A 25164-nucleotide genomic window follows, 5' to 3' on the forward strand; every position below is an offset into this window, starting at 1 on the left:
GTGAGGGGTTCTATCCTCTCGGACGGTCTCACGCGCGGAGAGAACCCCTCATCCGGCGCTTCGCGCCACCTTCTCCCACAAGGGGAGGGAAGAAGAGCGCTGAATCGCTAAATCACACTCTCGCCTTCGTGCTGGAAGCCGAGATAGCTCGCGGCCACCCGTTCGTTGGCGGCGATGTCGCTGGCCTTGCCGCTGAGCACGAACTCGCCGAGCTCCATGACGTAGGCGTGGTCCGCGATCTTCAGCGCGGCCTGCGCGTTCTGCTCGACCAGCAGCACGGAGACGCCGGCGGCGCGGAGCTCGGTGACGATGCGGAAGATGTCGGCGACGATGATCGGGGCCAGGCCCAGGCTCGGCTCGTCCAGCATCAAGAGCTTCGGCTCGCCCATCAGCGCGCGGCCCATCGCGAGCATCTGCTGCTCGCCGCCGGAGAGCGTGCCGGCGAGCTGCTTGCGCCGCTCCTTCAGCCGCGGAAACAGCGCATAGACCCGCTCCATCGAGGCTTTGGCCTTGCTGCGCTCGATCCGGAACGCGCCCAGCTCGAGATTGTCCTCGACATTCATGGTCACGAACAATTCGCGATGCTCGGGAACGAGACCGAGGCCCATCGCGACACGGTCCTCGATGTCGAGGCGGGCGAGATCCTGCCCGGCAAAGGCGACGCGGCCCTTCAGCGGCAGGATACCCATGATGGCCGAGAGCAGCGTGGTCTTGCCGGCGCCGTTGGCGCCGACGATGGTGACGATCTCGTTGGCGCCGACCTCGAGCGAGACCGAACGCACCGCCTCGACCTTGCCATAGGCGACATGCGCGTCGGTGACGGACAACAGCGTGCTCATGCCGCCACTCCGAGATAGGCCTTGATCACTTCGGGATTGGTCTTGATCGTCGCCGGCGTGCCCTCCGCGATCTTGGTGCCGAAATCGAGCACCACGATGCGGTCGGCAAGGTTCATCACGAAGCCCATGTCGTGCTCGACCAAGAGGACGGACATCCCGCCGTCGCGCAGCTCGCGGAGCAGTGTTGCCAGCCGCTGCTTTTCCATGTGGCGCAGTCCGGCTGCCGGCTCGTCGAGCAGCAGCAGCATCGGATCGACGCAGAGCGCGCGGGCGATCTCGACGATGCGCTGCTGGCCGAGCGAGAGCGAGCCTGCCAGCTGGTGCATCTGCTCGGCGAGGCCGACGCGCTCGATCTGGCGGGCGGCCTCGGCGAGCAGCTTGGCCTCGTCAGCGCGGTCGAGCCGCAGCATCGAGGAGATTGGGCCGGAATGGCCGCGCAAATGTGCGCCAATCGCGACGTTCTCCAGCACGGTCATGTCGGGGACGAGCTTGACGTGCTGGAAGGTCCTGCTGATACCGAGCTTGACGATCTCCTGTGGCGGCGCGTTGTCGACCTTCCTGCCGAGCACCGAGATCGAGCCCGAGGTTGCCGACAGCACGCCGGTAATCAGGTTGAAGGTCGTGCTCTTGCCGGCGCCGTTCGGGCCGATCAGTGCGACGATCTCGCGGGCCTGCACGTCGAAGGACACGTTGTTCACCGCGACCACGCCGCCAAACTGCTTTCGCGCCTTCTCGACCTGAAGCAGGACGCCGGTCTCGGCGGGCGCGCGGGTGCGATGCTCCAGCTTCAGCGAGGTGTCCGGCTTCCTGCCGTCGGTGCGCTCGGGGAAGAACGACATCAGCCAGGGCCAGAGGCCGCCGGGCGCAAGCTGCAGCAGCGCCACCAGCATGATGCCGAACACGATGGTCTCGACCTGGCCGGAGCCCGGCAGGATCAGCGGCAGATAGCTCTGCAGCACCTCTTTCAGGATCACGACAATCGCGGCGCCCAGCACGCCGCCCCAGACATAGCCGGCGCCGCCGACCACTGCGATGAAAAGGTATTCGATGCCCATATGCGCACCGAACGGCGTCGGGTTCACGGCGCGCTGGAGATGGGCGTAGAGCCACCCGGACAGGCCCGCGAGCACCGCGGCATGGATGAACACCAGCAGCTTTGCCCGCGGCGTGTGGACGCCGAAGGCCTCGGCCGCGACATGGCCGCGGCGCAGCGCGCGGATGGCGCGGCCGGTGCGGGAGTCCAAGAGGTTCATCGTCAGCAGGGCCGAGAGGATCACGGCGATCCAGATCGCGTAATAGATCGAGCCGGGCGAGAGCATCTTGAAGGCACCGATCGACAGCGGCGGGATCGCCGAGATGCCGTCGTTACGTCCCAGAAACTCCAGCTTGCTGAACAGGTAGAACAGCCCAAGCCCCCAGGCGAGCGTGCCGAGCGGCAGGTAATGGCCGGAGAGGCGCACGGTGATCAGCCCGAGCAGCACCGCGAGCGAGCCGCTGACCACGAGCGACAGCGGCAGCGTCAGCCAGGGCGACAGGCCATAGGCCGTCGTCAGCACGGCGGTGGTGTAGGCACCGAAACCGACGAAGGCGGCCTGCCCGAACGAGGTGAGGCCGCCGACGCCGGTCAGCAGCACGAGGCCCATCGCGACCAGCGCGGCAAGGCCGATATTGTCGAGCAGCACGATCCAGAACGGGGGCACGCCCGGGATGAGCGGGATCGCCGCCATGAGGATCGCGAAGACGAGGATGGGAAGCCGGCTCTGCATCGGGCTCAGTCCTTCTCTTCCTCGACCGCGGGCGCGGCGAGCGAGCGCAGCAGCAGCACGGGGATCAGCAGCATGAAGACGATCACCTCCTTGTAGTTGGAGGCATAGAAGGACGAGAACGCCTCGACGATGCCGACCACCAGCGCCGCGACGGCGGTGAGGGGATAGCTGACGAGGCCGCCGATGATCGCGGCAACGAAGCCCTTCAGCCCGATCAGGAAGCCGGAGTCGTAGTAGAGCGTCGTGATCGGCACGATCAGGATGCCGGAGAGTGCGCCGATCACGGAAGCTAGCAGGAAGGCGATCTGGCCCGACAGCGTGGTGCGGATGCCGGCTAGCCGCGCCCCAAGCCGGTTGACCGCGGTCGCGCGCAGCGCCTTGCCGTAGAGCGTCAGGCCGAAGAACAGCCAGAGGGCGACGATGAAGGCGATGGTGATGGCATAGACGGTGATGCTCTGGCCGGTGAAGCGCAATGCGCCGGCGGTGAAGGCGCCGGACAGCACGGCAGGCCCGCGCTGGCCTTCGGCGCCGAAGAACAACAGGCCGAGGCCCTGCAGCGCGAGGTGGACGCCGACCGAGGCGATCAGCAGCACCAGCACCGAAGTGTGCGCCAGCGGCTGGAAGGCGATGCGATAGAGATAGAGGCCGATCATCGCCACGATCACCAGCGACAGCGCGATGCAGACCGCGACCGGCGCCTTCTGCGCGGCGAGGGACAGGGTCAGCGCCAACACGATCGCGGGCAGCACGACGTTGGCGATGAAGCTGCGGACGACCAGCCGCCCGTGCAGCGCCTTGCGCGCGACGAACAGGTCGAAGACGAAGGCGCCGATGCCGAGCGCCAGCGCCAGCTTTGCCGTGCCCGGCATCTGGCCGGCGGCCAGCGAGGCATAGGTCAGCGCGCCGTAGGTGACGAATTCGCCCTGGGGAATGAGGATGACCCGGGTGACGGCGAACACCAGCACCAGCGCCAGGCCGAGCAGCGCATAGATCGCGCCATTGGTGATGCCGTCCTGCACCAGGAACAGCATGATGGTGGTATTCAAGACCGGACGCTCCCCCTAATCCGGACCGGTCCCCTCGATTGCGGTGGACGGTCCGCTCACAGCCATTGAAAAACGCAGGCGATATTTGGTATGGTCCATAACAATTATCAAATATAACTTCAAGGGTGGGAACGACCCGCCCCGGAATTTAGCGGGATTACGAGCACGAGGCGATGACCGTTTCCAAAACCGCTGAAAAGTCCTCCGACAAGCCGGCCGACGCGGCCAAGGGCCGCAAGGACGCGAGCGAGCCGCAGGCGGAGGCCCTCCAGCTCGGCGAGCTTTCCGAGCAGCTCGGCTATGTCCTGAAACGTGCGCAGCTCAAGGTGTTCGAGAATTTTCTGCGCTGCATGGCCTCGCTCCAGCTGACGCCGGCGCAGTTCTCGGTGCTGCTGCTGGTCGAGAAGAACCCCGGCCGTAACCAGACCGAGATCGCCTCCACGCTCGGCATCCTCAGGCCGAACTTCGTAGCCATGCTCGACAATCTGGAGAGCCGCGACCTCTGTGCGCGGATCCGCTCCACCAACGACCGGCGCTCGCACATCCTGGTCTTGACCGACAAGGGCAAGGCCGTGCTGGCGCGCGCCAAGAAGCTCGTCGCCACCAAGCACGAGGCCCGGCTGAACGACTTGCTCGGCCAGGCCAACCGCGAAGCCCTGATCGAGATGCTCGCGAAGATCGCCAACGAGTTTTGACTCTTACCCTCCAGGGGAGGGTAAGCGAACGTCAATCCACCAAAATCACCCTGATGTCGTTCACGTTGGTCAGCGTCGGTCCAGGCTGTAGCAGGTCGCCGGTCGCCTCGAAAAACGTGGTGGCGTCGTTGTTGGCGAGATAGGCCTGCGGCTCGAGCCCCAGCGCCTTCATCTTCGCGAACGTCGCCGCATCGATCAGCGCGCCGGCGGGGTCGGTCGGGTGGCCGGCGCCGCCATCGGCGCCGTCGGTGTCGCCGGCCAGCGCCGCGATGCCGGAAGTGTCCTTCAAGAGCGAGGCCAGCGCCAGCGCGTATTCCTGGTTCGGCCCACCGCGCCCGTTGCCGCGCACGGTGACCGTGAGCTCGCCGCCGGAGAGAATCGCGACGCGCTTGCCTTGGCTACGTGCCTGAAGCGCCAGCCTGGCGTGATCGGCGGCGACCTCGCGCGCCTCGCCTTCGAGATCGGCGCCGAGATCGATGGTCTCGTAGCCGGCCTCGCGCGCGAGCTTGACCGCGGCGTCCAGCGACTGCTTGGGCCGCGCGATCAGCTCGAACGAGGCGCGCGCAAAGGCGGCGTCGCCCGGCTTGCAGCTCTCGTTGTTGGGATCGTCGAGCGCGCGGCGCACCGCATCGTCGATGTCGAGCCTGTATTTCGCCACGATCGCGCGCGCATCCGCCAGCGTGGTCGGATCGGGCACGGTGGGGCCGGAGGCGATCGCGGACGGATCGTCATGCGGCACGTCGGAGATCGCGAGCGTCACGATCTCCGCGGCGTTGCTGCCAGCGCGGGCGAGGCGGCCGCCCTTGATCCGCGACAGGTGCTTGCGCACGACGTTCATCTCGCCGATCGGCGCGCCCGAGCGCAGCAGCGCCTTGTTGACCGCCTGCTTCTGCGCGAAGCTGATGCCGTCCACCGGCGCGATCCAGTTGGCCGAGCCGCCGCCGGTGAGCAGCACCAGCAGGAGATCGTCCGGCCCGGCCTCGCCCGCGAGTGCGAGCGTGTCGGCCGCGCCCTTCAGGCCCGCTTCGTCAGGCACGGGATGACCGGCCTCGACCACGCGAATGCTGCGCGTCGGCACGCCGTAGCCGTGGCGCGTGGTGGCGATGCCGACGAGGCGCTCCGGCGCCAATCCCAGCGCATCGAGATAATGCCGCTCCGCGGCTGCGGCCATTGCGCCGGCGCCCTTGCCGGCCGCAAGGCAGATCACGCGCCCCCTGGGCGCAGGCCGCAGGTGAGGGGCCAGCATCACGCTCGGATGGGCGGCAGCAACGGCAGTGTCGTAGAGCGCGCGGAGCAGGGGACGTCGGTCGGTCATGGACAATGGCCTTGCGCAGACTGGACTGGCGGCGACGAGGTCGCCGCCATCTGCCTACCGCATCGTGTGCCAAAGCGTAAGCGCCTTCGCCGTCATTCGATTGTGCAATCGCGTGATCACAATTGCCACACAAGCAGAAACCCCCTGCGCGATCAGCGCAGGGGGCTCGTCGTCCGGGCTTTGAAGCTTCTAGCCGCCGGCGTCGGCGCTGATCACCTCGCCGAACAGGTCCCACTTGTCGCCCTTGAACTTCATCAGCTGCAGCGAGCTGATCGGTGCGAAGTCGTTCGGCCCGGTACTGATCTTGATGCCGGGCAGCAGCACTTCGGTGCGGAAGTCCTTCAGGCTCGCCGCCTGCTTCATGACGTTCTCGCGCGTGAGATTGTCGCCGCACTTCTTCAGCACCTCGACCAGCGTCTGCGCGACGCCGTAGCCGACGATGGTGCCGCCGTCGAGCTTGTCGCCCTCGGGGAAGTACTTCGTCATGAACTCCAGGAACGCCTTCATGCCGGCGTCGTCCTTCCACTGCGGATCGGAGACGTCCTTCAGATAGGCGGCCGAGATGATGTCCTGCGAATTCTCGAAGCCGGCGGGCTTGATCACGCTGCCGACCGAGGCCGAGACGTTGTTGAGGAAGTGGGTCGGCTTCCAGCCGATCTCGGAGATCTTCTTGATCGCCTGCGCCGCGAACTTCGGCGTGGTGATGTTGATGAAGACGTCGGCGCCGGTGGCTTTCAGCTTGACGATGTGGTTGTCGATGGTCGGCTCCGAAGTCTCGTAGCTTTCCTCCAGCACGATCATGCTCGCGGCCTTGGCCCCCAAGCCGTCCTTCAGGCCCTTCAGGTAATCCTTGCCGTAATCGTCGTTCTGGTAGAGCACGCCGATCTTGGCGTTCGGCATGGCCTTGAGGATGTATTTCGCGTAGATCTGCGTCTCGCTCTGGTAGTTGGGTTGCCAGCCCATGGTCCACGGGAAGTTCTGCGGATCGTTCCACTTGGTGGCGCCGGTGGCTACGAACAGCTGCGGCACCTTCTTCGAGTTCATGTATTTCTGGATCGCGGAGTTCGGCGGCGTGCCGAGCGAGTTGAAGACGAGCAGCACCTCGTCGCTCTCGACCAGCTTGCGCGCCTGCTCCACCGTCTTCGGCGGCGAGTAGGCGTCGTCGTAGGAGACGAAATTGATCTTGCGGCCGTTGATGCCGCCCTCTTCGTTGATCTTCTTGAAATAGGCGGCTTCGGTGCGACCGATGATGCCGTAGGCGGAGGCCGGTCCGCTGTAGGGCATGATGTTGCCGATCTTGATCTCGGTGTCGGTCGCACCGGTATCGTATTTCTTCTGGGCCGTTGCGGTTGAGGCCGAGGCCGCTATGAGCGCGAGCGCCAATGATGCGGCCGCAAGCTTGCCGGTGACAGCAGGCATTCCAATCTCCCTGTTTTTTCTTTGTGTGTGCGTCCCTTTTCTTGTCTCGTTTTTCTTCGCGACGCGGCCGCAATTCAATACGATTTGCCTGAACGCTTCAAGGAAAAGCCCCTGCGGCATGGCCGCAGGGGCTGCGTCTTTAGTCGATTTGGCTACATCTTGAGCAAGTGGTTAATGGTCAGCCGCCGACGTCGCCGCTCAGCACCTCGCCAAATGGCACCCAATGCTCGCCCTTGAACCGGATCAGTTGCAGCTGCGACAGCGGCGCGAAGTCGGTGGCCGAGGTGTTGACCTTGATGCCTGGCAACAGGCCCGCCGGCTCGAAGTCCTTGATGTTGGCGGCCTGCTTCATGATGTTTTCGCGGGTCAGATTGTCGCCGCAGGCCTTGAGCACGTGAACGAGGCCTTGGGCGACGATGTAGCCGTACATTACCGAGGCATCGGCGCGGTTCGCTTCCGGATAGTACTTATCCAGAAATTCGTTCCAGGCGATCATCGCCTTGTCGTTTTTCCACTGCGCGTCGGTGGGATCCTTGAAGTACTGCGACGAGATGATGTCCTGCGCATTCTCGAAGCCGGCCGGCTTGATTACGCTGCCGATCGAGGCCGAAACGTTGTTGAGGAAGTGCAGCGGCTTCCAGCCGATCTCGGCGTTCTTCTTGATCGCCTGTGCCGCGAATTTCGGCGTCGTGATGTTGAAGAACACGTCGGCGTTGGTCGACTTCATCTTGACGATGTGGGAGTCGATGGTCGGCTCGGAGACTTCGTAGCTGTCCTCGATGACGATCATCGAGGCGGCCTTGGCTCCGAGCCCGTCCTTGAACCCCTTCAGATAGTCCTTGCCGTAATCGTCGTTCTGGTAGAGCACGGCGATCTTGGCGTTCGGATGGTTCTTCAGGATGTACTTGGCGTAGATGATCGACTCGATCTGGTAGTTGGGTTGCCAGCCCATCGTCCACGGGAAGGTCTGCGGGTCGTTCCACTTCGTGGCGCCGGTGGCGACGAACAGCTGCGGAACCTTCTTCTGGTTCATGTACTTCTGGATCGCCGAGTTCGGCGGGGTGCCGAGCGAGTTGAAGATCAGCAGCACCTCGTCGCTCTCGACCAGCTTGCGCGCCTGCTCCACGGTCTTCGGCGGGGAATAGGCATCGTCATAGGTGATGAAGTTGATCTTGCGGCCGTTAATGCCGCCTTCTGCGTTGATCTTGCGGAAATAGGCCTCTTCGGTCTTGCCGATCACGCCGTAGGCGGACGCGGGACCGCTATAGGGCATGATGTTGCCGATCTTGATCTCCGTGTCGGATGCGCCGGTGTCGTATTTCTTCTGCGCGAGCGCTGTCGTGGACAGCGTGGCGGCTAGCACGAGGGCAGCCGAGAAGGCCCCCAATCGCACATGCATTGCAGGCATTTTGATCTCCCTGGACAGGATTGAATGTGTCGTTTGTTCTTATTGGGAGCGATCGTTGCGCGTCGCTCCGTCACGCATTCAATACCTATCCACGGCCGTCAGCAAGAAGAACGCCTGCACGGGCCTCGCGCAGGCGGCGATCTCGTCGAAGGCGGTGCTGAATATTCCGGCGCGTGAGATTCTTTTTGCGGGGCAAACTCACCGCTTGAGTTGCTTTACGAGAATGCGGCTATTTTGAATTGCGTCGTTCAGTGGCTCATCTCGCTCGAGATGATGTCGCCGAACAGCTCCCATTTCCTGCCCTTGAAGCGCATCATCTGCAGCTGCTCGATCGGGGCGAAATCGTCGGGCGCGGTGTTGATCTTGATGCCTGGCAGCAGCGTGTCGGGTGCGAAGTCCTTCAGGCTGGCGGCCTGCTTCATGACGTTCTCGCGGGTGAGATCGTCGCCGCACATCTGCAGCACCTTCACGATGGTCTGTGCGGCGGCATAGCCGTACACGACGCCGGCATCGAGCTTGTTGGCCCTGGGCTCGTATTGCGCGAGGAAACTGTAGAACTTCTTCATGCCGTCGTCGGCATTCCACTGCGGGTCGGAGCCGTCCTTGGTGTAGGTCGCCGACAGGATGCCTTGCGAGACTTCAATGCCGGCCGGCTCCAATACGCCGCTGACCGAAGCCGAGACGTTGGAGATGATGTGCATCGGATGCCAGTTGATCTCCGCGGCTTTCTTGATTCCCTGCGCGGCGAATTTCTGGTTGGTGAGGCTGATGAAGATATCGGCGCCGGCCGCCTTCAGCTTCACGACTCGCTCGTCGATTGCGGGCTCGGACGTGTCGTAGGCCTCCTCCCGCACGATCATCGAAGCCTTGGCGCCGAGGCCCTCCTTCAACCCGTTTAGATAGTCCTTGCCGAAATCGTCGTTCTGGTAGAGCACGCCGATCTTTCCGTTTGGCTTCTCCTTCATGATGTATTTGGCATAGATCCGGGCCTCGCTGACGTAGCTCGGCTGCCAGCCCATGGTCCAGGGATATTGCTTGGGGTCGTTCCATTTCGAGGCGCCGCTCGCCACGAACAATTGCGGCACCTTCTTCTCGTTCATGTACTTGCGGATGGCGCTGTTGGTGGAGGTGCCGAGCGAGCCGAAGATCAGCAGCACGTTGTCGCTCTCGACCAGTTTTCGCGCCTGTTCCACCGTCTTCGGCGGCGAATAGCCGTCGTCATAGGAGATGAATCTGATCTTGCGGCCGTTGATGCCGCCCTCGGCATTGATCTTGTTGAAGTAGGCTTCCTCGGTCCTGCCGATCGCAGCATAGCCGGAGGCCGGACCGCTGTAGGGCATGATGTTACCGATCTTGATCTCGGTATCGGACGCGCCGCTGTCGTATTTCTTCTGCGCCAGCGCCTCGCCGCTCATTGCAGTGCACAAGGCAAGCGCGGCCCAGAGCGTCGCAACCTGGGAACGAACGGCGGCCATTGCTCTCCTACCCCGGGATGGATCGATCGCATTGAACAAGATTGGCGCCTGTCGTCAACAAAAAGCCCCCGCGACTGTCCGCGGGGGCTCCTCGTCCTCGATCATCGCGTCACGCGTCACTCGGAGGCGACGTCACCGCTGATGATCTCGCCGAACAGTTCCCACTTCTCGCCCTTGAAGCGCATCATCTGCAGCTGCGCGATCGGAGCGAAGTCGGTGGCGCTGGTGTTGATCTTGACGCCGGGCAGCAGCGTATCCGGGGCAAAGTCCTTCAACGAGGCGGCCTGCTTCATGATGTTGGCGCGAGTGAGATCGTCACCGCACATCTCCAGCACCTTGGCCAGCGTCGACGCGGCGCCATAGCCGTAGACCATGCTGGTGTCCGACTTGTCGGCACCCGGCATGTACTTGTCGACGAACTCGTTCCACTTCTTCATGCCTGGGTCGTTGGCCCATTGCGGATCCGTGGAGTCCTTGGCGTAGGCGGCCGACAGCACGCCCTGCGCGTTCTCGAAGCCAGCCGGCTTCATCACGCTGCCGACCGAGATCGACACGTTGGTGAGGATCTGGAGCGGTTTCCAGCTGAGCTCGGCGGTCTTCTTGATGGTCTGGGCCGCGAACTTCGGCGTGGTGTAGATCAGCAGCACGTCGGGATTGGCGGCCTTGATCTTGACGATATGGCCGTCGATCGACGGCTCGGAGACCTCGTAGCTCTCCTCCATGACGATCATGGACGAGGCCTTGGCGCCGAGGCCGTCCTTGGTGCCCTTGAGGTAGTCTTTGCCGAAATCGTCGTTCTGGTAGAGGATCGCGATCTTGGCGTCCGGCTTCTCCTTCATCAGCCACTTCGCGTAGATCTGCGCTTCGCTCTGGTAGGAGGGCTGCCAGCCCATGGTCCAGGGGAAGTTCTTCGGGTCGTTCCACTTGGTGGCGCCGGTCGCGACGAAGAGCTGCGGGATCTTCTTGGAGTTCAGATACTTCTGGATCGCACTGTTCGAGGGCGTGCCGAGCGGATTGAAAACGACCAGCACCTCGTCGCTCTCGACCAGCTTGCGGACCTGCTCGACGGCCTTCGGCGGCGAATAGCCGTCGTCATAGGTGACGAAGTTGATCTTGCGGCCGTTGATGCCGCCCTTGTCGTTGATCATCTTGAAATAGGCTTCTTCGGTCTTGCCGATGATGCCATAGGCCGACGCCGGACCGCTGTACGGCATGATGTTGCCGATCTTGATCTCGGTATCGGACGCGCCGGTGTCGTATTTCTTTTGGGCGAGTGCAGCGCCGGAGGTGAGAGTGATGGCCGCCGTTGCCGTGATCAGCGCGGCGGCTCGCAGTGTTCTTCCAAAATACAATTCGGTCTCCTTGGTTAATTCAACGGGTCTTCAGTTCTTCCTGAGCTTGCCGACGAGTTGCTGGCCCAGGATCGCGACCTGCCTTGCGCCGTGCGGCACGAGGTAGATGACGAGGAACAGCAGCACGCCGAATACCGCGCCGGAGAGGCCCTTGGAGATGCTCTCCGCCATGTTCGGCACGAAGATGATGAAGGCCGCACCGACGAACGAGCCGGGCAGCCAGCCGACGCCGCCGACCACCATGCCGAGGAACAGCGAGATCGCGAGCGTGATGGTGTAGCTGTCGGGCGCGACGAACTGCACCGCGATGGCGCCGAGCGAGCCGGCAACGCCGGTGATGCCGGCGGACACGCCGAAAGCCAGCGTCTTGTACAGCGCGACGTTGACTCCCATCGAGGAGGCCGCGATCTCGTTGTCGCGGATCGCCATGAAGGCGCGGCCCGAGCGGGAGCGCAACAGGTTCACCGAGAAGATGTAGATCGCGACCGTCACGGCGAGCGTGAAGTAGTACAGCCACATGTCCTGCGACATCGGCAGGCCGAACGGCGCGTCCGGCTTGGTGACGACGAGGCCCTGCACGCCGCCGGTCCAGTGCTCGAGGAAGTTCAGCTTGAGCAGCTGCGGCATCGCAGTCGCAAGCGCGAAGGTCGCGAGCGCGAGATAGATGCCGGACAGCCGCAGCGCCGGCTTGCCGAACAGGTAACCGAATCCGAAGCAAATCACGGCGGAGATCGGAATGGTCAGCGCGTAGTTGACGTTGGCATGTTCCATCAGCACCGCAGACACATAGGCGCCGACGGCGTAGAACGCGCTCTGGCCGAGCGAGAACTGGCCGCTTCCGCCGGTCAGGATGTTCAGCGCCAGCACCGCGAGCCCGTAGATCAGGAGCATCGTCATCTGGAAGATGATGAAGTTCTTGACGAACATCGGCACGATCAACAGCGCGGCCAGCACCACCAGCGAGGTGCCGGTGCCCAGCGTCATGGCCCGCTTCGGAACCGCCTCGACCGCCTCGTGGCCCTCAGCGACGACTTCTTCTGCTGCGCTCATGATCAAACTCGCTTGACGATATGCCGGCCGAACAGACCAGCGGGTTTGACGACCAGGACGGAGATGATCAGCGCGAGCGCGATCGGGAGTTTCAGCTCATTGCCGACGCCGGGAATGTAGGTACCGGCCAGATTCTCGAACACGCCGACCAGGAAGCCGCCGACCACGGCGCCGAACGGGCTCGACAGCCCGCCGAGCACCGCCGCGGCGAAGCCGTAGATCAGCACGCCGCCCATCATGTTCGGCTCGAGGAACACGACAGGCGCGATCAGCATGCCGGCGATCGAGCCGATCGCGGTCGCCATGCCCCAGCCGAGCGCGATCATCCAACTCGTGTTGATGCCGACGAGGCGGGCCGATTCGGGCACCGACGCTGCGGCTCGCATCGCAAGGCCGATGCGCGTGTACTGGAAGAAGAAATAGAGCGCGAGCAGCAGCGCCACGGTGACGCCGATCATGCCGGCCTGGTGCGTCGAGATCAGCTGGCTGCCGAGGAACGGTGCGGAGCCGAACGGGGTCGGATATTGCTTGATCGTGAAGTCCCAGATCAGGCCCGCCGAGGAGTTGATGATCGCAAACAGCGCGATGAAGCCGGCGACGTTGGTGAGCACCGGCGCCTTGACGAGCGGCTTGAACAGGATGCGCTCGATCGCGATGCCGGCAACGAAAGAAAATGCCAGCGTGATCAGGAAGGCAGCCCAATAAGACACGCCCCACTGCATCAGCTGCCATGAGATGAAAGTCGAGAACATCGCCATCTCGCCTTGCGCGAAGTTGAGATGGTCGATGGCCTGGTAGATCATGACCACGGCGAGCGCCATGCAGGCATAGATCGCCCCCGTGGCGATGCCGGCCAGGACCTGGTTGGTGAACAGCTCCATTGTGCCGGCTCCCTCAGTAACCCAGATAGGATTTGCGGATTTCTTCGTTGTTCGCGATGTCCTTGGCCTTGCCCGACATCACGATGCGCCCGGTCTCGATCACATAGGCCTGGTCGGCGAGCTCGAGCGCGAGCTGGGCGTTCTGCTCGACCACCAGGATCGAGACCTTGTCCTCGCGGTTGATCTTGCCGAGGATGCCGAACAGGTCGCGCACCACCAGCGGCGCGAGGCCGAAGGAGGGCTCGTCGAGCAGCATCAGCCGCGGCCGCAGCATCAGCGCGCGGGCGACCGCGAGCATCTGCTGCTCGCCGCCGGAGAGCGTGCCGGCCTGCTGGGTATGGCGCTGCTTCAACACTGGGAAATGCGCGTACATGCGCTCGATGTCGGAGACGATGCCGGCGCGGTCCTTGCGGGTGATGGCCCCCAGCTGGAGATTCTCCTCCACCGTCATGTTGGTAAAGGTGCCGCGGCCCTGCGGCACGTGGGCGATGCCGAACCGCACGATGCTCTCGGTCGAACGGTTGTTCAGCGGCTTGCCTTCGAACTCGACGCCGCCGGTGGAGCGCACCATGTTGCAGATCGCGCGCAGTGTGGTGGTCTTGCCGGCGCCGTTGGCGCCCAGCAGCGTCACGAGCGAGCCCTCGTTGAGCGAGAAGGACAGGCCATGGAGCGCCTGGACCTGGCCGTAATAAGCGCGCAGGTCCTTGACGTTGAGCAGTGGCGTCATTGATCCTTGCTCCCGAGATAGGCCTTGATGACGTCCGGGTCCGCCTGCACCTGGGCGGGCGTGCCTTCCGCGAGCTTCTTGCCGAAATTCAGCGCGACGACATGGTCGGCGATCGACATCACGAGGCCCATGTGATGCTCGACCAGGAGCACGGTCATATGGCGCTCGTCGCGGATTTTGCGGATGAGGTCGCCGAGCACATGAACTTCCTCGTGGTTGAGGCCGCCGGCGGGTTCGTCGAGCAGCAGGATCTTCGGATCGGCCGCCAGCGCACGCGCCAGCTCGACCCGCTTCTGCGTACCGAACGGTAGGCCGGACACGACGGTATGGGCGACGTCCTCGAGGTCGAGGTAAGCAAGGATCTCGTGCACCTTCTTGTTGATGCTGGTCTCGCTGCGCCGGACCCAGGCAAGCTTCAGGGAGTCGCTGATAATGTCGCTCGAGGTCTTCGAATGGGCGCCGACGCGGACGTTGTCCATCACCGAAAGGTTGGGAAACAGCGCCACGTTCTGGAAGGTGCGGCCGATGCCGATCTCGGCGATCCGGTGCGGCGGCCGCGTCAGGATGCTCACGCCGTCCATCAAGATGTCGCCGGACGACGGCTGGTACAGCCGCGACAGGCAGTTGAAGAGCGTGGTCTTGCCGGCGCCGTTCGGGCCGATCAATCCGAGGATGGCTCCCTTGTGCATGTCGAAGGACACGCCGTTGAGCGCGACGATGCCGCCGAACACGACGCTGACGTCGCGAACCGCGAGCAGGGGCGATGTACCCTGCGCGAGCTGTGCCTGCGTCATCTCGTCTCGCTCACGACGTACAGTGAGCGATGGGGCGATGCGAGCCGCTCCCGATGATGACAAAGGCTATCTGAATCCCTCGGCCACACGCGCAACTTTTCCTCCTGATTTCAGCTTTTTGCTGCTGTCTTTTTTTGAATGCGGCATCAGACCCCCGAGCGCCGCCTCGATGTTCCTTACCATCGCTAAGAGACGCGGTCCAATGTCGTTGATCAAACGCTCTTCCGTGAAACGGAATGCGGGCGCGCCGCAATTGAATGCGTAAGGCCCGGTTCCGTCGTTGAGCTTGAGCGCGACGCCGGCTGCGCCGATGTCGTCGTGCCAATCGCCGACCGAAATCGCAAAGCCGTATTTCGCGACCGTCTCGCCGGAACGTTCCAAGCCCTCGCGCATCTTCGGCCAGCGGCTGCCGTAATGTTCGCGCAGGATGCGCGACACTTCGGCGCGACCTTCGTCATCGAGTGCCCAGAAATAGGCGCGGCCCATCGCGCTGGTTGCAATCGGCACGCGCGAGCCGACGTCAAGTTGAACGCCGACGGTCTCGCTGCCGCGGCTCTGCCCGAAATAGATCATGCTGTGGCGGTCACGGCCGCCGACGGCGACGGCGCCGCCGGTCGCGCGCATCACCTCTTCGCGGAACGGCTCGGACAAATGCCGAACGCCCAGATTGGCCAGCGCCGCGTAGCCGAGCGACATCGCTGCCGGGGCGAGTTGGTACTTCTCGAAGCGGGGAACCGGCGTCAGATAGCCAAGCTTGGTCAGCGTGTAGGTCAGTCGCGACACGGTGGGCTTGGGCAGATTGGTGCGGGACGCAATCTCCTGATTGCCCAGCAGGCCGTCATTGGGTTGGAACGCGCGCAATACTTCCAGTCCGCGGGAAAGCGCGACGACGAAATTCCGATCGGTCGCGGTCTTCTTTCCTGTACGCTTCATCCCTGATCTGCTTCTTGCGCGGAGTCGTTGACAACGTCCGTGCTTCAAAATAACCCTGCCGTCAAGATGCGGAATTAAATTCCGCAATGCGAAATCGAATAAAAGTAAATCCCCACCAAGGAGGGACACCGTGAGCGAAGTGGTCAAGCTTGAGCGTCATGATGAAGTCGGGATCGTCACGGTCAACAGCCCGCCGGTCAATGCGCTGAGTGCCGCAGTCCGCGGCGGGATCCTCGAGTGCATCAAGGCCGCGATCGCCGATCCCGCCATCAAGGGCATCGTGCTGACCTGCGCCGGCCGCACGTTCATTGCCGGTGCCGACATCACCGAGTTCGGCAAGCCGCCGAAGCCGCCCGCGCTCAACGACGTACTGTCCGAGATCGAAAACTCGCCCAAGCCGGTCGTTGCCGCGATCCACGGCACCGCGCTCGGCGGCGGCCTCGAGGTCGCGCTGGCCTGCCATTTCCGCGTCGCGGTGAAAGAGGCCAAGCTCGGCCTGCCCGAGGTGAAGCTCGGACTTCTGCCCGGCGCCGGTGGCACCCAGCGCCTGCCCCGTGCGGTGGGCCCGGAGCTTGCGGTCAAGATGATCGTCGGCGGCGACCCGATCGGGGCGGCGGAGGCGCTGAAGAACGGCCTGATCGAGGAGATCGTCGAGGGCCCGGCCTCCGGCGGCGAGGCTTTCGTGCGCAAGCTGCTCGCGGAGAAGCGCCCGCTGCGCCGCCTGCGCGACGACGATTCCAAGCTCGCAGCCGCCAAGGCCGACCGCTCGATCTTCACCAATGCGGTCGCGGCCATGACCAAGAAGTCGCGCGGCCTCGAGGCGCCGTTCGCCGCAGCCGACGCCGTCGGCTATGCCATCGACCTGCCGTTCGACGAAGGCCTGAAGAAGGAGCGCGAGGGCTTCCTCAAGCTCGTCGCCAGCGACCAGTCCAAGGCGCAGCGTTACGCCTTCTTCGCCGAGCGCGAGGCCAACAAGATCGCCGGCGTTCCTGAAGGCACCAAGCCGCGGCCCGTGAACCGCGTCGCCATTCTCGGTGCCGGCACCATGGGCGGCGGCATCGCGATGTCCTTCGCCAATGCCGGCATTCCCGTCACCCTGATCGAGACCGGCGAGGAGCAGCTCAAGCGCGGCATGGGCATCATGCAGAAGAACTGGGAAGCGACCGCCGCGCGCGGCGGCATCCCGGCCGATGCGCCCGCCAAGCGCATGGCGCTGATCAACGGCGTCGTCGGCATCGAGAATGTCGGCGATGCCGATCTCGTCATCGAGGCCGTGTTCGAGACCATGGCGGTCAAGAAGGAGGTGTTCGGCAAGCTCGACCAGTACGCCAAGCCGGGCGCCGTGCTCGCCTCCAACACCTCGTATCTCAACATCGACGAGATCGCGAAGTCGACCAAGCGTCCGCAGGACGTGCTCGGCATGCACTTCTTCTCGCCGGCGAACGTCATGAAGCTGTGCGAGATCGTGCGCGCCGACAAGACCGCGCCGGATGCGCTGGTGACTGCGGTGACGATCGCGCGAAAAATCGCGAAGGTGCCGGCCGTGGTCGGCGTCTGCGACGGCTTCGTCGGCAACCGCATGCTGGCCCAGCGCGGCAAGCAGTCCGAGAAGCTGCTGTTCGAGGGCGCGCTGCCGCAGCAGGTCGATGCCGTCGTCACCAAGTTCGGCATGCCGATGGGCCCGTTCGCGATGAGCGATCTCGCCGGCCTCGATATCGGCTGGCGCTCGCGTAAGGACCGCGGCATCAAGTCGGAGATCGCGGACGCGCTGTGCGAGGCCGGCCGCTTCGGCCAGAAGACCGGCAAGGGCTATTACAAGTACGAGCAGGGTTCTCGTGCGCCGCTGCCCGACCCCGACGTCGAGAAGCTGATCGACGAGACCTTGCTGCGTCTCGGCCGCAAGAAGCGCGTCGTCAGCGACGAGGAGATCCTCGAGCGCATGATGTATCCGATGATCAACGAGGGCGCGAAGATCCTGGAAGAGGGCATCGCCGCGCGTCCCAGCGACATCGACGTGGTCTGGCTCTACGGCTATGGCTGGCCGATCTACCGTGGCGGCCCGATGTTCTGGGCCGACAGCGTCGGCCTCAAGCACATCGCCGATCGTCTGGCCTTCTACGCTAAGGAGACCAACGATCCGAGCCTCGAGCCCGCCCCGCTGCTGAAGAAGCTCGCCGCGGAGGGCAAGACGTTTGCGTCGCTGGCTGCGGAGTCTAAAGCAGCGTGATCGGGGCTTCGTCCCAACCTTCGTCATTCCGGGATGCGCCGCAAGGCGCAGGCACGGAATCCATAACCCCAGCTGGTGGTTATGGATTCCGGGCTCGCGACTTCGTCGCGCCCCGGAATGACGGTCTGCGTTAGTTGTTCGCTCGAGCAATCAGGAAAATGACCCATCCCGGCGAACAGTTTTATCCCGAGGGCGTGCGGTGGGACGACACCATCGTCCAGGGCACGCTGCCGGACCTTCTCGCCAAGGCCGCCGCCGATTACGGCCCGCGCACCGCGCTGGAATTCCGCGACCGGCCCATCAGCTACGCCGAGCTCGCAAGCTTGGCCGATCGCGCCGCCGCGGCGTTCCTGCGCGCTGGCATCGGCAGGAACAGCTCGGTCGCGCTGTTCCTCGGCAACACGCCCGATCATCCCGTCAGCTTCTTCGGCGCGCTGAAGGCCGGGGGCCGCGTCGCGCATCTGTCGCCGCTCGACGGCGAGATCGCGCTGACGCACAAGATCACCGATTCCGGCTCGCGCCTGCTTGTCACCTCCAACCTCCAGGCCCTGCTGCCGACCGCGCTGAAATTCCTGGAGAAGGGCCTGATCGACAAGCTGGTCGTCTGCGAGGACGATCATTGGGGCAAGGTCGGCACGCCGCAGGCGGCGATCCCCGACGATCTCCGCATCGTCACGTTCGCGGCTTTCGTCGAGGGCGCCATCGCGCCGGCGCAATGGCCTGTCGTTGCGGCCGACGACGTCGCGCTGCTGCAATATACCGGCGGCACCACCGGCCTGCCGAAGGGCGCGATGCTCACGCACGGCAATCTCACCTCGGCGGTGTCGATCTACGACGTCTGGGGCAAGCCGGCCCGTGCCGCGCGCGGCGAGACAATCGAGCGCGTGATCTGCGTGCTGCCGCTGTTCCACATCTACGCGCTCACGGTGGTGCTGCTGTCCTCGCTCCGCCGCGGCAATCTGATCTCGCTGCATCAGCGCTTCGACGTCGAAGCCGTGATGCGCGACATCGAGGTCAAGCGCGCCACCTATTTCCCCGGCGTGCCGACGATGTGGATCGCGATCGCCGCGCTGCCCGATCTCGACAAACGCGATTTCTCCTCGCTGGTCACCATCGGCTCCGGCGGCGCGCCGCTGCCGGTGGAGATTGCGAGCTTCTTCGAGCGCAAGGTCGGCAAGAAGCTGAAGAGCGGCTGGGGCATGACCGAGACCTGCTCGCCCGGCACCGGCCATCCGCCCGAGGGCCCCGAGAAACCGGGCTCGATCGGCCTGACGCTGCCCGGCATCGAGCTCGACGTCGTCGCGCTCGACGATCCCAGGCGCGTGCTGCCACCGGGTGAGATCGGCGAGATCCGCATCAAGGGCCCGAACGTCACCAAGGGCTACTGGAACAAGCCGGAGGGATCGACCGAGGCCTTCGTCGATGGCCGCTTTCTCACCGGCGACATCGGCTATGTCGATGGCGACGGCTATTTCTTCCTGGTCGACCGCAAGAAGGACATGATCATCTCCGGCGGCTTCAACGTCTACCCGCAGATGATCGAGCAGGCGATCTACACCATTCCGGGCGTGCATGAGGTGATCGTGCTCGGCATTCCCGATCCCTATCGCGGCGAAGCCGCCAAGGCCTTCATCAAGCTGAGGCCCGAGGCAAAGCCGTTCACGCTCGACGAGCTGCGCGCGCAGCTTGCCGGCAAGCTCGGCAGGCACGAATTGCCGGCCGCGGTCGAGTTCGTCGACGACCTGCCGCGGACGCCGGTCGGGAAATTGTCGCGCCACGAATTGCGCCAGCAGCAGAAACCGCTATCCGGGATTCGCGCTGCTGATGCCCCCGCAATGACGAAAATGAAGTAACGTTTCACAGGAGGATCCAATGGATCTCGCATTCACTAGAGAAGAGCAGGCGTTTCGCGACGAAGTCCGGCAGTTCTTCCGCGACAATGTGCCGCCGGATACGCGGCGCAAGCTGGTCGAGGGCCGTCACCTCTCCAAGGACGAGATGGTGACGTGGTGGCGCATCCTCAACAAGAAGGGCTGGGGCGTCAGCCATTGGCCGAAGGAATATGGCGGCACCGGCTGGACCTCGGTGCAGCACTACATCTTCAACGAGGAGCTGCAGTCCTATCCGGCGCCGCAGCCGCTCGCCTTCGGCGTCAGCATGGTCGGCCCCGTCATCTACACCTTCGGCAACGAGGAGCAGAAGAAGAAGTACCTGCCGCGCATCGCCAATGTCGACGATTGGTGGTGCCAGGGCTTTTCGGAGCCCGGCTCCGGCTCCGACCTCGCCTCGCTCAAGACCAAAGCCGAGCGCCGTGGCGACAAATGGATCATCAACGGCCAGAAGACCTGGACCACGCTCGCCCAGCACGCCGACATGATCTTCTGCCTCTGCCGCACCGACAATAACGCCAAGAAGCAGATGGGCATCTCCTTCATCGTGTTCTCGATGAAGTCGAAGGGCGTCACCGTGCGCCCGATCCAGACCATCGACGGCGGCCGTGAGGTCAACGAGGTCTTCTTCGACGACGTCGAGGTTCCCTACGAGAACCTGATCGGCGAGGAGAACAAGGGTTGGGATTACGCCAAGTTCCTGCTCGGCAATGAGCGCACCGGCATCGCCCGCGTCGGCGTCTCCAAGGAGCGCATCCGCCGCATCAAGGATCTGGCCTCGAAGGTCGAATCCGCCGGCAAGCCGATCATCCAGGATCCCGCCTTCCGCGAGAAGCTGGCGGCCTGCGAGATCGAGCTGAAGGCGCTCGAGCTCACCCAGCTGCGCGTCGTCGCCGACGAAGGCAAGCACGGCAAGGGCAAGCCCAATCCGGCCTCCTCGGTGCTGAAGATCAAGGGCTCGGAGATCCAGCAGACCACCACCGAGCTGCTGATGGAAGTGATCGGCCCATTCGCCGCGCCCTACGACGTGCACGGCGACGACGGCTCGAACGAAGCCATGGACTGGACCGCCCAGATCGCGCCGAGCTATTTCAACAACCGCAAGGTCTCGATCTACGGCGGCTCCAACGAGATCCAGCGCAACATCATCGCCAAGGCGGTGCTGGGGCTGTGATCTGCCACCTCTCCGCGACAGCGGGGAGGGCAATATTCAACCGTCATTCCGGGGCGCGACGAAGTCGCGAACCCGGAATCCATCGGGGCCGCATACGCTGAGGCGAAATGGATTCCGGGCCTGGCCCTTCGGGCCATCCCGGAATGACGAAGTCAAATAAGTCCGGGTACGAGGAACCAAAGAAATGGATTTTGATCTGTCCGAGGAGCAGCGGCTTCTCAAGGAAAGCATCGACGGCCTGCTGACCGATTCCTACGATTTCGAGCAGCGCAAGAAGTACATGGCGGAGAAGGGCGGCTGGAGCAAAACGGTCTGGCTCAAGCTCGCCGAGCAGGGACTTTTGGGCCTGCCCTTCAGCGAGGCTGACGGCGGCTTCGGCGGCGGCGGTGTCGAGACCATGATCGTGATGGAAGCGCTCGGGAAGGCGCTGGTGCTCGAGCCCTATCTGGCGACGGTGGTGATCGGCGGCGGCTTCCTGCGTCATGCCGGCACCGATGCGCAGAAGGCCGCGCACGTGCCCGGCATCATCGACGGCAGCAAGACGCTGGCCTTCGCCCAGCTCGAGAAGAACTCGCGCTACGATCTGTTCGACGTCGCCACGACCGCGAAGAAGAAGGGCGATGCCTACGTGATCGACGGCGAGAAGTTCGTCGTGCTGAACGGCGAGAACGCGGATACCCTGATCGTCACCGCGCGCACCAAGGGCGACCGCCGCGACAAGTCAGGCATCGGCGTGTTTCTGGTTCCGGCCAATGCCAAGGGCGTCGCGAAAAAGTCCTATCCGACCCAGGACGGCCTGCACGCCGCCGACATCACCTTCACCGGTGTCGAGGTCGGTCCCGACGCCGTGCTCGGCAACCCCGAGGATTCGCTCGCGCTGATCGAGCGCGTGGTGGACGAAGCCCGCGTCGCGCTCTGCGCCGAGGCGGTCGGCCTGATGGACGAATCGCTCAAGACCACGGTCGAGTACATCAAGACGCGCAAGCAATTCGGCGTCGCGATCGGCTCGTTCCAGTCGCTGCAGCACCGCGCCTCCGACATGTTCGTCGCCACCGAGCAGGCGCGCTCGATGTCGATGTTCGCGACCATGGCGAACGACTTCGAGGACGCCAAGGAGCGCAGCAACGCGATCGCCGCGGCCAAGGTGCAGATCGGCAAGTCGCTGAAATTCGTCGGCCAGCAGTCGATCCAGCTCCACGGCGGCATCGGCATGACCATGGAGGCCAAGATCGGCCACTACTTCAAGCGCCTCACCATGATCGAGAACACCTTTGGCGACACCGACTACCACCAGCGCCGCGTCGCGGATGCGGGCGGGTTGATCTGACCTGTCATCCCGGGGCGCGCGAAGCGCGAGCCCGGGATCCATCGGGCGGCAATACGTGCGGTGAAATGGATTCTCAGATGCGCAATTGCGCATCGTAGTTCGCGCTATGCGCGCCCCGGAATGACCAGGAGGAGGCAACAACAATGAAGAACACCCCGTTCGATCTCACCGGCAAGGTCGCCGTGGTCACCGGCTCCAGCCGCGGCATCGGCCGCTCCTCCGCCGAGTTGCTCGCCAAGTTAGGCGCCAAGGTGGTTGTCTCCTCGCGCAAGGCCGACGCTTGCAAGGAAGTCGCCGACGGCATCAATGCCGTTGGCGGCGATGCCATCGTCATTCCCTGCAACATCGCGCGCAAGAACGAAGTCGAGGCGCTGATCGCGGGCGCGACGAAGCATTACGGCAAGATCGACATTCTCGTCTGCAACGCCGCCGTGAATCCCTATTACGGCCCGCTGCTCGACATATCAGATGAAGCCTTCGACAAGATCATGGGCTCGAACGTCAAGAGCAACATCTGGCTCTCCGCGCTCGCGATCCCGCAAATGGCCGAGCGCGGCAAGGGCTCGGTGATCATCATCTCCTCGATCGGGGGCCTGCGCGGCTCCACCGTGATCGGCGCCTACGGCATCTCCAAGGCCGCCGACTTCGCGCTGTGCCGCTCGCTCGCTGGCGAATGGGGGCCGAAAGGCGTCCGCGTCAACTGCATCGCGCCCGGCCTCGTCAAGACCGACTTCGCCCGCGCCCTCTGGGAAGACGAAGCCAATCTGAAGCGCCGCACCGCCACCACGCCGCTCCGCCGCATCGGCGAACCCGACGAGATCGCCGGCGCCGTCGCCTACCTCGCCTCCGACGCCTCGAGCTTCATGACCGGCCAAACCATCGTCATCGACGGCGGCGTGACGACGGCGGCGGTGTAGCTCTCTCTTCCCCTCTCCCCTTGCGGGAGAGGGTGGCATAGGCGGCCTTCGGCCGCCGTTCTCAAGAACGCCGATGCTTCGCATCGGCTATGGCGAAGCGGCGAGACGGGTGAGGGGTATCCCTCCGCGTGTGACTCTTTTGCGGCTGTATTCGCTAAAGCATACCCCTCATCCGGCGCCGTAGCCGAAGCCTTGCTTCGGCGTTCTTGAGAACGGCGGCCGACGGCCGCCTATGCCACCTTCTCCCACAAGGGGAGAAGGAAGAGCAGCGGCCCCCACTGATCCAAACCTTGACCTTGCCGCCCTAATCCGCTCCCTTTGGCGCGACACAATGACCCCTCCAGGGAAGACGCCCAAAGAAAACGCCAAGGTAAGCCGCCATGTCTTTCGTCCTCGCCATCGACCAGGGCACCACCTCTTCGCGCGCGATCGTGTTTCGCGGCGATATTTCCATCGCGGCGAAGGCGCAGGCCGAGTTTCCGCAGCATTTTCCGGCCTCCGGCTGGGTCGAGCACGAGCCGGAGGACATCTGGACCTCGACCGTGATGGTCTGCCGCGAAGCGATCGAGCATGCCGGGATCACCGCAAAGGACATCGCCGCGATCGGCATCACCAACCAGCGCGAGACCACCGTGGTGTGGGATCGCGCCACCGGCCAGGCCGTGCACCGCGCCATTGTCTGGCAGGACCGCCGCACCGCCGACATCTGCGCCAAGCTCAAGGCAGAAGGCCGCGAGCCCGTGATCTCTGAGAAGACCGGCCTGATCATCGATCCCTATTTCTCCGGAACCAAAGTCGCCTGGATCCTCGACCACGTCCCCGGCGCCCGCGCGCGCGCCGCGCGCGGCGAATTGATGTTCGGCACCATCGATTGCTATCTGCTCTGGCGCCTCACCGGCGGCAAGGTGCACGCCACCGACGCCACCAACGCCTCGCGCACGCTGCTGTTCAACATCCACACCGGCGCGTGGGACGACGAGCTGCTGGAGATCATCGGCGTGCCTCGCTCGATGCTGCCCGAGGTGAAGGATTCCTCCGCCCGCTTCGGCGAGAGCACGCCGGACCTGTTCGGCGGCCCCATCGTCATCGCCGGCATCGCCGGCGACCAGCAGGCCGCCACCATCGGCCAGGCCTGCTTCCGCCCGGGCATGATGAAGTCGACCTACGGCACCGGTTGTTTCGCGCTGCTCAACACCGGCACCACGCCCGTCGTCTCCAAGAACAAGCTGCTCACCACCGTCGCCTATCAGCTCGATGGCAAACGCACCTACGCGCTGGAAGGCTCGATCTTCGTCGCCGGCTCCGCTGTGCAATGGCTGCGCGACGGCCTCGGCATCATCAAGCATGCCGCCGAAACCGGACCGCTTGCCGATCAGTCGGACTCCATGCAGAGCGTCTACCTGGTCCCCGCCTTCGTCGGCATGGGCGCGCCCTATTGGAATCCGCGCGTCCGCGGCGCGCTGTTCGGCCTCACCCGCAACACCGGCCCCGCCGAGCTCGCCCATGCCGCGCTGGAAAGCGTCTGCTACCAGACCTTCGATCTCTGGGCCGCAATGCGCGCGGACTGGCCGAGTTCGGAAACCGCAAGCGTCGTGCTCCGCGTCGACGGGGGCATGACCGCCTCCGACTGGACCATGCAGCGCCTCGCCGATCTCCTGGATGCGCCGGTCGACCGCCCGGTGATCCAGGAGACCACGGCGCTGGGCGCCGCCTACCTCGCTGGCCTCCAGGCGGGCGTTTATCCCGAGCCGACCAAGTTCGCCGACAATTGGCGCCTCGAGCACCGCTTCAAGCCCAACATGAGCCAGGCCACGCGCGAGCGGAAGCTCGCCGGCTGGGCGCGCGCGGTAAAGGGCGTGCTGGCGAGCGACGAGGGGGAGGGGTAGCGGCAAATGTCGTAGCCCGGATGGAGCGCAGCGTAATCCGGGTC

Annotated in this window: 20 protein-coding genes; 7 read left to right on the forward strand and 13 right to left on the reverse strand. The window is 64.3% G+C overall.

Annotated features, from left to right (window positions below; all coding sequences use genetic code 11):
- Nucleotides 1–107: 107 nt before the first annotated feature.
- From I6F09_RS08795 to I6F09_RS08805, 3 genes are read right to left on the reverse strand one after another with little or no spacing between them, the layout of a single operon-like run.
- Nucleotides 108–839: an ABC transporter ATP-binding protein gene (locus tag I6F09_RS08795; protein ID WP_035997921.1), complete on the reverse strand. Its 732-nt coding sequence runs from the start codon at nt 837–839 to the stop codon at nt 108–110.
- A complete protein-coding gene (locus tag I6F09_RS08800) occupies nt 836–2605 on the reverse strand; it encodes a branched-chain amino acid ABC transporter ATP-binding protein/permease (RefSeq protein ID WP_225187892.1) in 1770 nt (589 codons plus the stop codon). The genes I6F09_RS08795 and I6F09_RS08800 overlap by 4 nt, the downstream gene beginning before the upstream one ends.
- A 5-nt stretch (nt 2606–2610) precedes the next feature.
- On the reverse strand, nt 2611–3651 hold the full coding sequence (locus I6F09_RS08805) for a branched-chain amino acid ABC transporter permease (protein WP_225111654.1): 1041 nt from the start codon (nt 3649–3651) through the stop codon (nt 2611–2613).
- A 173-nt stretch (nt 3652–3824) separates the two neighbouring features.
- Here I6F09_RS08805 and I6F09_RS08810 point away from each other — a divergent pair, with 173 nt between their 5' ends.
- On the forward strand, nt 3825–4346 hold the full coding sequence (locus I6F09_RS08810) for a MarR family transcriptional regulator (RefSeq protein WP_225187893.1): 522 nt from the start codon (nt 3825–3827) through the stop codon (nt 4344–4346).
- Between the two features lie 31 nt (nt 4347–4377).
- Here I6F09_RS08810 and I6F09_RS08815 read toward each other — a convergent pair whose 3' ends face one another.
- The 10 genes from I6F09_RS08815 to I6F09_RS08860 all read right to left on the reverse strand — a co-directional run bounded on the left by I6F09_RS08815 (nt 4378) and on the right by I6F09_RS08860 (nt 15700).
- Nucleotides 4378–5661 carry a glycerate kinase gene (locus tag I6F09_RS08815; protein WP_225187894.1) on the reverse strand — a complete coding sequence of 428 codons (1284 nt, stop codon included), beginning with the start codon at nt 5659–5661 and terminating at the stop codon, nt 4378–4380.
- A 189-nt stretch (nt 5662–5850) separates the two neighbouring features.
- Complete coding sequence (locus I6F09_RS08820) at nt 5851–7080, reverse strand: ABC transporter substrate-binding protein (RefSeq protein ID WP_035997932.1); 1230 nt, start codon at nt 7078–7080, stop codon at nt 5851–5853.
- Nucleotides 7081–7258: 178 nt separating this feature from the next.
- The gene (locus tag I6F09_RS08825) at nt 7259–8488 is read right to left on the reverse strand and encodes an ABC transporter substrate-binding protein (protein WP_035997935.1); all 1230 of its coding nucleotides are present in this window, start codon (nt 8486–8488) and stop codon (nt 7259–7261) included.
- 248 nt (nt 8489–8736) lie between these two features.
- Complete coding sequence (locus tag I6F09_RS08830; protein ID WP_109142407.1) at nt 8737–9963, reverse strand: ABC transporter substrate-binding protein; 1227 nt, start codon at nt 9961–9963, stop codon at nt 8737–8739.
- Between the two features lie 116 nt (nt 9964–10079).
- Nucleotides 10080–11315 carry an ABC transporter substrate-binding protein gene (locus I6F09_RS08835; protein WP_036021515.1) on the reverse strand — a complete coding sequence of 412 codons (1236 nt, stop codon included), beginning with the start codon at nt 11313–11315 and terminating at the stop codon, nt 10080–10082.
- Between the two features lie 30 nt (nt 11316–11345).
- Nucleotides 11346–12365 (reverse strand): branched-chain amino acid ABC transporter permease, encoded by a 1020-nt coding sequence (locus tag I6F09_RS08840; RefSeq protein WP_036021517.1) that lies wholly within the window; start codon nt 12363–12365, stop codon nt 11346–11348.
- A 2-nt stretch (nt 12366–12367) separates the two neighbouring features.
- Entirely contained in the window at nt 12368–13246 is an 879-nt protein-coding gene (locus tag I6F09_RS08845; RefSeq protein WP_035997949.1) for a branched-chain amino acid ABC transporter permease, read from the reverse strand.
- Between the two features lie 13 nt (nt 13247–13259).
- Nucleotides 13260–13973, reverse strand: coding sequence for an ABC transporter ATP-binding protein (locus I6F09_RS08850; RefSeq protein WP_035997952.1), 714 nt, complete (start codon nt 13971–13973; stop codon nt 13260–13262).
- The gene (locus I6F09_RS08855; protein ID WP_035997955.1) at nt 13970–14767 is read right to left on the reverse strand and encodes an ABC transporter ATP-binding protein; all 798 of its coding nucleotides are present in this window, start codon (nt 14765–14767) and stop codon (nt 13970–13972) included. Before I6F09_RS08855 ends, I6F09_RS08850 begins: the two co-directional genes overlap by 4 nt.
- Nucleotides 14768–14833: 66 nt before the next feature.
- A complete protein-coding gene (locus I6F09_RS08860; protein ID WP_198399743.1) occupies nt 14834–15700 on the reverse strand; it encodes an IclR family transcriptional regulator in 867 nt (288 codons plus the stop codon).
- A gap of 130 nt (nt 15701–15830) precedes the next feature.
- On the opposite strand from I6F09_RS08860, the gene I6F09_RS08865 reads away from it, so the two are divergent.
- The 6 genes from I6F09_RS08865 (at nt 15831) to glpK (ending at nt 25120) form a co-directional block, all read left to right on the forward strand.
- Nucleotides 15831–17927: a 3-hydroxyacyl-CoA dehydrogenase NAD-binding domain-containing protein gene (locus I6F09_RS08865; RefSeq protein WP_225183105.1), complete on the forward strand. Its 2097-nt coding sequence runs from the start codon at nt 15831–15833 to the stop codon at nt 17925–17927.
- Nucleotides 17928–18085: 158 nt separating this feature from the next.
- Nucleotides 18086–19780, forward strand: coding sequence for a dicarboxylate--CoA ligase PimA (gene pimA / locus I6F09_RS08870; protein ID WP_225187895.1), 1695 nt, complete (start codon nt 18086–18088; stop codon nt 19778–19780).
- 19 nt (nt 19781–19799) lie between these two features.
- The gene (pimC, locus tag I6F09_RS08875; protein ID WP_035997966.1) at nt 19800–20990 is read left to right on the forward strand and encodes a pimeloyl-CoA dehydrogenase large subunit; all 1191 of its coding nucleotides are present in this window, start codon (nt 19800–19802) and stop codon (nt 20988–20990) included.
- Between the two features lie 184 nt (nt 20991–21174).
- Entirely contained in the window at nt 21175–22317 is a 1143-nt protein-coding gene (pimD, locus tag I6F09_RS08880; RefSeq protein ID WP_036021529.1) for a pimeloyl-CoA dehydrogenase small subunit, read from the forward strand.
- Nucleotides 22318–22460: 143 nt separating this feature from the next.
- A complete protein-coding gene (locus I6F09_RS08885; RefSeq protein ID WP_225187896.1) occupies nt 22461–23234 on the forward strand; it encodes an SDR family oxidoreductase in 774 nt (257 codons plus the stop codon).
- A 380-nt stretch (nt 23235–23614) separates the two neighbouring features.
- The gene (glpK, locus tag I6F09_RS08890) at nt 23615–25120 is read left to right on the forward strand and encodes a glycerol kinase GlpK (RefSeq protein ID WP_035997987.1); all 1506 of its coding nucleotides are present in this window, start codon (nt 23615–23617) and stop codon (nt 25118–25120) included.
- The last annotated feature ends 44 nt before the right edge of the window (nt 25121–25164 follow it).

This window comes from Bradyrhizobium sp. IC3195 (assembly GCF_020193585.1).
GTDB classification, from domain to species: domain Bacteria; phylum Pseudomonadota; class Alphaproteobacteria; order Rhizobiales; family Xanthobacteraceae; genus Bradyrhizobium; species Bradyrhizobium yuanmingense.

Bases quoted from the DNA above. Each gene is read 5' to 3' on its own strand.
- I6F09_RS08795 (WP_035997921.1), bottom strand. From the start codon at position 839: ATGAGCACGCTGTTGTCCGTCACCGACGCGCATGTCGCCTATGGCAAG.
- I6F09_RS08800 (WP_225187892.1), bottom strand. From the start codon at position 2,605: ATGCAGAGCCGGCTTCCCATCCTCGTCTTCGCGATCCTCATGGCGGCG.
- I6F09_RS08810 (WP_225187893.1), top strand. From the start codon at position 3,825: ATGACCGTTTCCAAAACCGCTGAAAAGTCCTCCGACAAGCCGGCCGAC.
- I6F09_RS08815 (WP_225187894.1), bottom strand. From the start codon at position 5,661: ATGACCGACCGACGTCCCCTGCTCCGCGCGCTCTACGACACTGCCGTT.
- I6F09_RS08820 (WP_035997932.1), bottom strand. From the start codon at position 7,080: ATGCCTGCTGTCACCGGCAAGCTTGCGGCCGCATCATTGGCGCTCGCG.
- I6F09_RS08825 (WP_035997935.1), bottom strand. From the start codon at position 8,488: ATGCCTGCAATGCATGTGCGATTGGGGGCCTTCTCGGCTGCCCTCGTG.
- I6F09_RS08830 (WP_109142407.1), bottom strand. From the start codon at position 9,963: ATGGCCGCCGTTCGTTCCCAGGTTGCGACGCTCTGGGCCGCGCTTGCC.
- I6F09_RS08840 (WP_036021517.1), bottom strand. From the start codon at position 12,365: ATGAGCGCAGCAGAAGAAGTCGTCGCTGAGGGCCACGAGGCGGTCGAG.
- I6F09_RS08845 (WP_035997949.1), bottom strand. From the start codon at position 13,246: ATGGAGCTGTTCACCAACCAGGTCCTGGCCGGCATCGCCACGGGGGCG.
- I6F09_RS08850 (WP_035997952.1), bottom strand. From the start codon at position 13,973: ATGACGCCACTGCTCAACGTCAAGGACCTGCGCGCTTATTACGGCCAG.
- I6F09_RS08855 (WP_035997955.1), bottom strand. From the start codon at position 14,767: ATGACGCAGGCACAGCTCGCGCAGGGTACATCGCCCCTGCTCGCGGTT.
- I6F09_RS08860 (WP_198399743.1), bottom strand. From the start codon at position 15,700: ATGAAGCGTACAGGAAAGAAGACCGCGACCGATCGGAATTTCGTCGTC.
- pimA (WP_225187895.1), top strand. From the start codon at position 18,086: ATGACCCATCCCGGCGAACAGTTTTATCCCGAGGGCGTGCGGTGGGAC.
- pimC (WP_035997966.1), top strand. From the start codon at position 19,800: ATGGATCTCGCATTCACTAGAGAAGAGCAGGCGTTTCGCGACGAAGTC.
- pimD (WP_036021529.1), top strand. From the start codon at position 21,175: ATGGATTTTGATCTGTCCGAGGAGCAGCGGCTTCTCAAGGAAAGCATC.
- I6F09_RS08885 (WP_225187896.1), top strand. From the start codon at position 22,461: ATGAAGAACACCCCGTTCGATCTCACCGGCAAGGTCGCCGTGGTCACC.
- glpK (WP_035997987.1), top strand. From the start codon at position 23,615: ATGTCTTTCGTCCTCGCCATCGACCAGGGCACCACCTCTTCGCGCGCG.